Below are 8050 nucleotides of genomic sequence, written 5' to 3'. Positions count from 1 at the left end.
GTGCGGGTCGATCCACGGCTGGCGCTCGCTGCGCGGTTCCATCGGCCCGGCGCTGCCGGCGATGGGCTGGTCAGCCGCGAGGAGGCGCTTGCCACGGCCGATGTGGTCATCGACTTCACGACGCCGGCGGCCTCGGCTGACCTGGCAAGGTTTTGCGCCGCCCGCGGCGGGCCGGCCCTGGTCATCGGATCGACCGGTTTCGATGCGACTGAATTCGCCGACATCGCCGAGGCCGCGAAGACCATCGCCATCGTGCGCTCCGGCAGCTTTTCGCTGGGGCTGAACATGCTGGTCGGATTGGTCGAACAGGCGGCGACAGCGCTCGATCCCGAAGACTGGGACGCCGAGGTCTTCGAGGCGCATCACCGACACAAGATCGACGCGCCGTCAGGTACCGCTTTGATGCTTGGCCAGGCCGTGGCCGGCGGCCGCAAGGTCGAGCTCGACGCGGTGGCGCGGCCTGTTCGCGATGGCGCCATTGGCGCGCGGCCTCCCGGTGAGATCGGCTTTGCGGTGCTGCGTGGCGGCAGCATCATCGGCGAACACAGCGTGAGCTTCTGTGCCGAAGGCGAGCTTGTGACCTTGTCGCATGCGGCCGGCGACCGCGTCATGTTCGCCCGCGGCGCCATTGCCGCCGCGCTCTGGCTCGAGGGACGCCCGCCCGGCGAATACGACATGCGCGACGTTCTCGGTTTCGGCGCTCCGTGACCGGCAGCCACAACGGATTCCATTTCAACGGCCGTTAAAACGACTGAAAGCCAGCTGAAAGCTTGGGCGTGCCATGAAGTCATTACGGCGTTCGCCGTGTGACCGGTGCGGGAGCGGCCGGTAAGGAGGAATGCGGCGCAGCCGGGATGGCGCGCCGCCCAAGTGGAGGAAGTTTCGTGACCGGTTTCATCTCGAAGTGCGCCCTGCGCACAGCGGCGCTAAGCCTTGCTATTGCAGCCACAAGCGCCACGGTGGCTTCGGCTGCCGACAAAATCACCATCATCGTCGGCGGCATGGAAAAGCAGATCTATCTGCCTGCCGTGCTCACCCAGCAGCTCGGCTACTTCAAGGACCAGGGGCTCGATGTCGAACTGCTCAACTCGCGCGCCGGGGTCGAGGCCGAAAATGAACTGCTGGCAGGTGCCGTCCAAGGCGTTGTCGGCTTCTACGATCACACCGTCGACCTGCAGTCGAAGGGCAAATACATCCAGTCGATCGTCCAGTTCAGCCAAGCGCCCGGTGAGGACGAGCTGGTCTCCGCCAAGCACCCGGAGATCAAGTCGCCCGCCGATTTCAAGGGCGCCACGCTCGGCGTCACCGGTCTCGGCTCCTCGACCGATTTCCTGACCCAGTATCTTGCCGTGCGCAGCGGCCTGAAGCCCGGCGACTACACGCTGCTGCCGGTCGGCGCCGGCAACACCTTCATCGCCGCCGTCAAGCAGGACCAGATCCAGGCCGGCATGACCACCGAGCCGACCATCGCCAAACTGCTCAAGACCGGCGAGGCAAGCATCCTGGTCGACATGCGCACGCCCGAAAAGACCAAGGAAGCGCTGGGCGGCGACTATCCGGCGGCGTCCTTCTATGTCCAGTCCTCCTGGCTGGAAGGCCACAAGGATGAGGCACAGAAGCTCGCCAATGCCTTCGTCAAGACGATGAAATTCATCGCCACGCATTCGGCCGAAGAGATCGCCGACAAGATGCCGAAGGATTATTATGCCGGCAACCGGGACCTTTACGTGCAGGGGCTGGCCGGCGGCAAGGCGATGTTCACGCCGGATGGCCGCATGCCGGCCGATGGTCCGCCGACCGTGCTCAAGGTTCTCTCGACATTCTCGAAGAGCCTGCAAGGCAAGCAGATCGACCTGTCGAAGACCTACACGACCGAATTCGTCGACGCTGCCAAATAGCGGCGCCAGCCTACCACTCGTTGAATAACAAGGACTTGCGCCGGCTGCTTGAATCAAGAAGGCAGCGGCGCGGCCTCCCGAACACCTGGAGATCCGTGGCACTGCCGCGGGCTCCCTTGCCCCATTGCGACAGGAGTGCGCCATGCAAGTGCAACCCATGGCGGCCGAGAAGCTGTCTCAGGCCGCGCCACAAGCCGACGCCGCGATCGCCATCGATGATGTGACCTTGCGTTTCGTCACGCCCGACGGGCACATGATGACGGCGATCCGCGATTTCACGATGACCGTGGCGCGCGGCGAGTTCGCCTGCGTCGTCGGGCCGACCGGCTGCGGCAAGTCGACGACGCTCAACCTGGTCACCGGCCTGTTGCGGCCGACGACCGGCAATGTCCGCGTCATGGGCACGCCGGTCACCGATATCAGCCGGGACATCGGCTTTGTCTTCCAGGCGGATGCGCTGTTTCCCTGGCGCAGTGTCATCGACAATGTCGCCGCCGGTCCACTTTATCGCGGCACGCCAAAGGCGCAGGCCTACGACCGCGCCCGCGACTGGATCGCCCGCGTCGGCCTCGGCCGCTTCGAGAAGCACTATCCGCACCAGCTTTCGGGCGGCATGCGCAAGCGCGTCGCGCTGGCGCAGACCTTCATCAACCAGCCCAAGATCCTTTTGATGGACGAGCCGTTCAGCGCGCTCGACATGCAGACGCGCACCGCCATGCAGGACGAATTGCTGGATCTGTGGTCGGAGCAGAAATCCTCGGTTGTCTTCGTCACCCACGACCTAGAGGAGGCGGTGGCGCTGGCCGACAAGGTCTATGTGCTCACCGCTGGGCCGGGCACGGTCAAGAGCGTCTACCGCATCGACCTGCCGCGCCCCCGCGTCATGGCCGACATCCGCTACGACCCGAACTTCGTCGAGATCGCCAAGGTGATCTGGAACGATCTGCGCGAGGAAGTGCAGCTCGGCCAGAGCCGGACCTTGCAGACCGGACATTGAAAGGAGAAACAGCATGACCGCAATCTCTCCGACCGCCAACCAGGCCGCCGTCCGCGATGCTTCCATCGCCGTTGCCGAAGCCCGGGCGAGGGCAAGGCTGCGCCGCCGCCACGCGCTTGTCATCTCCTTGCGCCTGGCGATCCTGGTCGTCTTCCTTGGCCTGTGGGAACTCGGCGCCGACTACAACATCATCGACCCGTTCTTCTTCGCCAGCCCTTCTGGCATCTGGCAGCAGATCTGGTCGTGGATCACCGAAGGCACCTCGCAAGGCCCACTCTGGCTGCAGATCTACGTGACGCTGGAGGAAACCTTCCTCGGCTTTGTCATCGGTGCCCTTGGCGGCATCGCCGCCGGCATCATCCTCGGCCGCAATCGGCTGTTGGCGGATGTCTTTTCGATCTACATCAAGATCGCCAATTCGGTGCCGCGCGTCGTGCTCGGCTCGGTGTTCATCATCGCGCTCGGCCTCGGCATGGCGTCCAAGGTGGCGCTTGCCGTGGTGATGGTGTTCTTCGTTGTTTTCGCCAACGCCTTCCAGGGTGTGCGCGAGGCCGACAGGGCAATGATCGCCAATGCCCAGATCCTTGGCGCCTCGCCGTTCCAGATCACCCGCACCGTCATCATTCCTTCGGCGATGAGCTGGATCCTCGCCAGCCTGCATGTCAGCTTCGGCTTCGCGCTGGTCGGCGCGGTGGTCGGCGAGTTCCTCGGCGCCAAGCAAGGCATGGGCCTGCTGATCTCGACCGCGCAGGGCGCCTTCAACGCCAATGGCGTGTTCGCCGCGATGATCATCCTGGCTGTCATGGCGCTGGTGGTGGAGTTCATCATCACCCGCTTCGAGAACTATGTCGTGAAGTGGCGGCCGGCGCCGTTCAACGAGCAGGGAACGTGATCGGTCAGACCAGGGGCAGCCTGACCGGTCAGGCCAGCGGCAGCCTGACCTCAACCAACAGACCGCCGGCCGCGCCATCCCCAAGGGTGACGCGGCCGCCGGCATTTTCGACGACCTCGCGTACAATGGCGAGTCCCAGCCCGCTGCCTTCCTCGGTCGAACCGGCAATACGGTAGAAGCGCTCGAAGACATGGTCTCGCTCGTCCGCCGGAATGCCAGGCCCGTCGTCGGCGACCGTCAGCACGGCTTCGCCGTCGATGGCCGCCAGCTTCACCGTGACACTGCCCTCAGCCCGGGAGTAGCGCAGTGCGTTGTCGACGAGGTTGACGATCATCTCGCGCAGCATGGTGCCGTCGCCGATGACCGGAACGGGGCCAGCCTCCTCGAGGCCGAGATCTATTTTGCGATCGATGGCCGTTGGCGCCAGGGTTTCCAGCACGTGCCGGGCGGCTTCCGCCAGGTCAATGCGGTCGGCGCGCGGCCGCCGGCTGCCTGGCTCGGCGCGTGACAGGGTCAAGAGCTGTTCGGCCAGCCGCGCCAGTTTGCCGGAACTCGCCTGCAGCGCCACCAGCGCCTCCTGGCGGGCATCGGCGGCACTTTCGCGAAGCGCATAGCTTGCCTGTGTCGACAGCAGCGCCAGGGGCGTGCGCAGCTGGTGCGCCGCATTGGCGATGAAGCGGCGTTGCGCCGCCATCTGCGCCCGCACGCGCTCCATGTAGGCGTTGAGGGCGTCGATCAGCGGGCGGATCTCGCTTTGCGCACCGGGCACTTCGACGGGGTCAAGGTCGCTGCGGTTTGGCGAGCGTACCGCATCGCGCAGCCGGATCAACGGCGCCAGGCCGCGACGCAAGCCGAGCAGCACGAACACGCCGGCAATCGCCACCAGCGCCAGTTGCTGGGCAAAGGCGCTGAACCAAAGCTGTTTGACCATGGCGTCATGGCCGGCAAGGGTGACGCCCACGGTGACTGATATTGGCGAGTCGTTGCCGGCGCCGATCACCGCATGGCCAAGGGTCAGGAGCCGCAGCTGGTGATCGCGGTAGGCGGCCTCGACACTGGCATGCTGCGGCGCTTCGGGCAGGTCGGGATATCCGGTCAGCAGCCGCCCGCCGGCTGTCTCGACGCGATAGTAGACGCTGTCGCGGTCGCCGGTGTCGAACATCTCGATCGCCGCCGGGGGCACCGTGGCATCGAGCACGCCGTCGACCATGGCGACCTGCTCGGCAATCGCCCGCGCCGATCCGACGAGCATCCGGTCGGTGACCAGGTCCGCGGTCGCCAGTGCGTTGCGCTGGCTGGTCCACAGGTTGATGGTCGCGAGCCCGGCAAGCGGCAGCACCACCCATGCCAGCAATTGCAGGCGGAGGCTGTTGATCCTCATGGCGCCAGGATCGTCACGGCGCCAAATCGTCTTGGCGCAACAGGTAGCCGAGGCCACGCAGTGTGGCGATCTGGACCCGCGACCCGTCGAGCTTCTTGCGCACGCGGTGCACGTAGATCTCGATGGCGCTGGGATCGGCGTCGGTCTCGAAATCGTAGATCGCGGCCGACAATGCCGCCTTGCTCACCGTGCGTCCGGCCTTGACCATCAATTGCTCAAGCACGGCATGCTCGCGCGGTGTCAGCGCCAGCGCCTCGCCGGCAAGCGAAAACAGCCGCGTGTTGGTGTCGAAGACGAGATCACCGCAGGCAACGACCGGCGCGGTGCGGTCATTGGCACGGCGCAATTGCGCGCGGATTCGTGCTTCGAGCTCTTCGATCTGGAAGGGCTTGGCCAGATAGTCGTCGGCGCCCTCATTGAGGCCCTTGACCCGGCCGTCGAGACTGGCGTTTGCGGTCAGCACGATCACCGGCACCCGGTTGCCGCGCGTCCGCAACATTCGCAGCACCTCCAGCCCGCTCATGCGCGGCAGCGCAAGGTCGAGGATGACAAGCGCGTGGTCACCGGCGGCGAGCGCGTGTTCGACATCCTCGCCATCATGGACGATGTCGACGACATAGTTCGCCTGACGCAGGGTCTTGCCCAGCCAATCCGCCAGCTCGCGATTGTCTTCTACAAGCAGCAACCGCATTTCTATCGCTGTCCTGGGGTGCAGGTCACCCGGATTTCCGCCACTTCTTCAACTGGCGCCGCCAAGTCGCGCCCGATTGATGATCGTGCACAAGCGATAATCTCGATCCAACCGCAAGGCAAATGTAGGAGATCCAGAAGTTCAGATGGTGCGCAATCGCTTCAAACCGAACCGTTCAGTTCGATTTCTGTTGACGCACTGTGTAGCAGATGGTGAACGCCGGCCTGGCGAGCGGTCGCGCCTGGTGATGGGCGTTATCGATTAACTGTCTGATTTCAAACAGTTAAATTATGACCGCCGAGACCCTGTGTCAAATTTCAAGGCCTGGATTCGAGCCGCGGGGGAACATCTTCGTGATTGGAATCCGCGGCAGCGCGAGCCCATCTCGGGGTGGTCCGAGCGACGCGAAATTCCTCCCAAGGGCACGCCACTAGACGGACATGACAAATACTGGAGTAATTAAAATGACCAAGATCGCTCTTACCGCCGCCGCCATCCTCGTTGCCACGGGCACTGCTTTTGCCGGCAGCGACAATTATGGCTCGGCCAACGCCAATCAGCCTGCCGTCGCTGTCGACCATTCGATCACCGCTTCGGTCTCCAAGTCGACGCAGACCGTCCAGGCCCCCGCTTCGCAGGGCGCTGACCGCAACCTCTTCGGCCGCTAATCGCGACTGCCGATATCGACCCAAACTTGAACTCAGGAGTAATTAAAATGACCAAGATCGCTCTTACCGCTGCCGCCATCCTCGTTGCCACGGGCACTGCTTTTGCCGGCAGCGACAATTATGGCTCGGCCAACGCCAATCAGCCTGCCGTCACCGTCGACCAGTCGGCCACTGCTTCGATCTCCAAGTCGACGCAAACCGTCCAGGCCCCCGCTTCGCAGGGCGCTGACCGCAACCTCTTCGGCCGCTAATCGCGACTGCCGATATCGACCCAACATTGAACTCAGGAGTAACTAAAATGACCAAGATCGCACTCACCGCCGCCGCCATCCTCGTTGCCACGGGCACCGCTTTTGCCGGCAGCGACAACTACGGCTCTTACAATGCCAACCAGCCTGTTGCGAACCAGTCCGTGTCCGACATCGACACCACGCACACCGGCTCGATCCCGAAGTCCGTAAAGACGCAGGGTGATGCCAATGCCAACGTGCCGGCTCAGTCGGGTCAGGGCATCTGGGGTCGTTGATTTCTGAAGTCTGCGACCACAAAGAGCGGTGGGCCTTGCCCGCCGCTCTTGTTTTTTATGCATGAGCAGGATTTCGGCCGACGGCATCGGTGTCGGAGCGCCGATCGTAAATCGAACCAGCTGGTTCAATTTATGTTGACGAATCGTGAACGGATGGCGAGCGCTGGCTCGATGAACCGCCGCATCATGCGTCAGGCACCCTCCTTGTAAGCGTCTGAGATAAACTGATAAAACAGGGTGAGCTCAATCCCTTGGCCGACGTTCGAGGTCCCGATGCCGCGCGTGAGGGAACGTCTTCGTGATTGGAAGTCGGCGCACGAAAAACCCAGATCGAGGTTGTCCGAGCGACGCGAAATTTCCTCCCCAGGGGCACGCCACTAGACGGACAGAATCAGGAATACCGGAGTAAATAGAATGAACAGGATCGCTCTTGCCGCCGCCGCCATCCTCGTTGCCACTGGTGCCGCTTTTGCCGGCAGCGACAACTATGGTTCGGACAATGTCAATCAGCCGGCCGTCACCTCGCACGCGGTCAATGTCGACCACAGCTACACGGCTTCGACCCACAGGCAGGTCAAGCACCGCGACCTCACGCTGACGCCCGATTCGGTCCAGCCGGAATCCGGTCAGGGCAACTGGGGAAACTGACGGCTCAAGCGGATGTGCGGCGGGCTTGACCCGCCGCACCTGCCATGGACACTAGCCCAGGTCCTTCGGCCGCGGGCCCAGGTCCTTGGGCCGCAAGCAATGTGTCAGCCGGGCGGGGGACACGACGGACCAATCGCCTTTGAAGACCACCCGGGCGAGGGCTCCCGTCGGGAATTTTTCCTCAAGTCTTGCGATCGCCTTGGCGTCTGACCCCGGCCCGGCAAGCTGTCTGGCCAACTGCTCCAGGCCCGGATTGTGGCCAATTACCAGCAAGCTGCCGCTCGAAGCGTCGGTTTGACCAATCTGGCTCAGAATGTCCGCCGCTGAAGCATCGTACAGCGCCTTGAGG

At 63.8% G+C, this 8050-nt stretch carries 10 protein-coding genes and 1 pseudogene; 8 read left to right on the top strand and 3 right to left on the bottom strand.

What is annotated here, in order from left to right; genetic code table 11:
• The 4 genes from dapB to EOA22_RS17990 form a co-directional block, all read left to right on the top strand.
• On the top strand, window positions 1-708 hold a 708-nt coding region (gene dapB, locus EOA22_RS18005), incomplete at its 5' end, for a 4-hydroxy-tetrahydrodipicolinate reductase (RefSeq protein ID WP_127390119.1).
• A gap of 203 nt (window positions 709-911) precedes the next feature.
• Complete coding sequence (locus EOA22_RS18000; RefSeq protein ID WP_245478652.1) at window positions 912-1898, top strand: ABC transporter substrate-binding protein; 987 nt, start codon at window positions 912-914, stop codon at window positions 1896-1898.
• A gap of 142 nt (window positions 1899-2040) precedes the next feature.
• Entirely contained in the window at window positions 2041-2895 is an 855-nt protein-coding gene (locus EOA22_RS17995) for an ABC transporter ATP-binding protein (protein ID WP_013532455.1), read from the top strand.
• Between the two features lie 13 nt (window positions 2896-2908).
• The gene (locus tag EOA22_RS17990; RefSeq protein WP_013532454.1) at window positions 2909-3787 is read left to right on the top strand and encodes an ABC transporter permease; all 879 of its coding nucleotides are present in this window, start codon (window positions 2909-2911) and stop codon (window positions 3785-3787) included.
• A 28-nt stretch (window positions 3788-3815) separates the two neighbouring features.
• On the opposite strand, the gene EOA22_RS17985 is transcribed toward EOA22_RS17990, so the two are convergent.
• Entirely contained in the window at window positions 3816-5168 is a 1353-nt protein-coding gene (locus EOA22_RS17985; protein ID WP_013532453.1) for a sensor histidine kinase, read from the bottom strand.
• Window positions 5169-5181: 13 nt separating this feature from the next.
• Window positions 5182-5859: a response regulator gene (locus EOA22_RS17980; protein WP_013532452.1), complete on the bottom strand. Its 678-nt coding sequence runs from the start codon at window positions 5857-5859 to the stop codon at window positions 5182-5184.
• A gap of 464 nt (window positions 5860-6323) precedes the next feature.
• Here EOA22_RS17980 and EOA22_RS17975 point away from each other — a divergent pair, with 464 nt between their 5' ends.
• The 4 genes from EOA22_RS17975 to EOA22_RS17960 all read left to right on the top strand — a co-directional run bounded on the left by EOA22_RS17975 (window position 6324) and on the right by EOA22_RS17960 (window position 7701).
• Entirely contained in the window at window positions 6324-6527 is a 204-nt protein-coding gene (locus tag EOA22_RS17975; RefSeq protein WP_013532451.1) for a DUF680 domain-containing protein, read from the top strand.
• Window positions 6528-6574: 47 nt separating this feature from the next.
• Complete coding sequence (locus EOA22_RS17970) at window positions 6575-6778, top strand: DUF680 domain-containing protein (protein WP_013532450.1); 204 nt, start codon at window positions 6575-6577, stop codon at window positions 6776-6778.
• Window positions 6779-6825: 47 nt separating this feature from the next.
• Complete coding sequence (locus EOA22_RS17965; protein WP_013532449.1) at window positions 6826-7053, top strand: DUF680 domain-containing protein; 228 nt, start codon at window positions 6826-6828, stop codon at window positions 7051-7053.
• Between the two features lie 414 nt (window positions 7054-7467).
• A complete protein-coding gene (locus EOA22_RS17960; protein WP_013532448.1) occupies window positions 7468-7701 on the top strand; it encodes a DUF680 domain-containing protein in 234 nt (77 codons plus the stop codon).
• Window positions 7702-7752: 51 nt separating this feature from the next.
• On the opposite strand, the pseudogene EOA22_RS17955 reads toward EOA22_RS17960, so the two are convergent.
• Window positions 7753-8050: pseudogene (locus EOA22_RS17955) on the bottom strand (histidine phosphatase family protein); the annotation flags it as partial.

The sequence above is a fragment of the Mesorhizobium sp. M7A.F.Ca.US.014.04.1.1 genome (assembly GCF_003998745.1).
Classification (GTDB): Bacteria; Pseudomonadota; Alphaproteobacteria; order Rhizobiales; family Rhizobiaceae; genus Mesorhizobium; species Mesorhizobium ciceri.
The sequence above is the reverse complement of the archived record's forward strand: the minus strand, read 5'-3'. Positions and strand labels throughout refer to the sequence as shown.

Bases quoted from the DNA above. Each gene is read 5' to 3' on its own strand.
- EOA22_RS17975 (WP_013532451.1), top strand. From the start codon at position 6,324: ATGACCAAGATCGCTCTTACCGCCGCCGCCATCCTCGTTGCCACGGGC.
- EOA22_RS17995 (WP_013532455.1), top strand. From the start codon at position 2,041: ATGCAAGTGCAACCCATGGCGGCCGAGAAGCTGTCTCAGGCCGCGCCA.
- EOA22_RS17965 (WP_013532449.1), top strand. From the start codon at position 6,826: ATGACCAAGATCGCACTCACCGCCGCCGCCATCCTCGTTGCCACGGGC.
- EOA22_RS17960 (WP_013532448.1), top strand. From the start codon at position 7,468: ATGAACAGGATCGCTCTTGCCGCCGCCGCCATCCTCGTTGCCACTGGT.
- EOA22_RS17985 (WP_013532453.1), bottom strand. From the start codon at position 5,168: ATGAGGATCAACAGCCTCCGCCTGCAATTGCTGGCATGGGTGGTGCTG.
- EOA22_RS17980 (WP_013532452.1), bottom strand. From the start codon at position 5,859: ATGCGGTTGCTGCTTGTAGAAGACAATCGCGAGCTGGCGGATTGGCTG.
- EOA22_RS17990 (WP_013532454.1), top strand. From the start codon at position 2,909: ATGACCGCAATCTCTCCGACCGCCAACCAGGCCGCCGTCCGCGATGCT.
- EOA22_RS17970 (WP_013532450.1), top strand. From the start codon at position 6,575: ATGACCAAGATCGCTCTTACCGCTGCCGCCATCCTCGTTGCCACGGGC.